Below are 769 nucleotides of genomic sequence, written 5' to 3' on the forward strand. Positions count from 1 at the left end.
CCGGCTGTCGTCCGACGGCGGCGTGCTGGTGCTGCGCGGGATCGAGCAACGGCTCGGTCTTGCCGGCCGCCTTGCCTCCTGCCTGGCTGATGCGCGCGATCCGGCGAGCACGATCCACTCCTACGCCGACATGATCGGGGCGCGCCTGTTCGCCATCGCCTGCGGCTACGAGGATTGCGACGACCTCGACGTGCTGCGCTTCGATCCGGCGTTCAAGCTGGCCTGCGGGCGCTTGTCCGAGACCGGGGACGATCTGATGTCGCAACCGACGCTGTCGCGCCTCGAGAACGCGCCGTCATGGCGGGTCTTGGGGCGCATGGGGCTGTCGCTGATCGATCTGTTTTGCGCCAGCTTCAGGCGCGTTCCGGCGCGCATCGTCCTCGATATCGACGACACCGACGATACCGTCCATGGCGGCCAGCAACTGGCGCTGTTCAACGCCCATTATGACGAATATTGCTTCCAGCCCATCCACATCTTCGAGGCGGCCACGGGCAAGCCGGTGCTGTCGCTGCTGCGCCCCGGCAAGCGGCCTTCCGGGAAAGAGGCGGCCCGTGTCCTCAAGCACGTCATCCGCCGCATCCGGCGCAACTGGCCGCGGGTGGAAATCACCGTGCGCGGCGATGGCCATTACGGCACGCCGGAGGTCATGGAACTCCTGGAAGGCCAAGGCTGCGGCTACATCTTCGGCCTATCCGGCAACGCCCGGCTGAACAAGATCGGCCATCCGTGGTGCGAGGACTCGGCGGAAGTCGGATCGTAGCCATGT

The 769-nt window shown here is 66.6% G+C and carries 1 pseudogene; it reads left to right on the forward strand.

Annotated features, from left to right (window positions below):
• Window positions 1-748 (forward strand): annotated as a pseudogene (locus V3W49_RS22665) (IS1380 family transposase); the annotation flags it as partial.
• Window positions 749-769: the final 21 nt, after the last annotated feature.

The sequence above is a fragment of the Rosenbergiella sp. YN46 genome, from assembly GCF_036620675.1.
Classification (GTDB): Bacteria; Pseudomonadota; Gammaproteobacteria; order Enterobacterales; family Enterobacteriaceae; genus Jejubacter.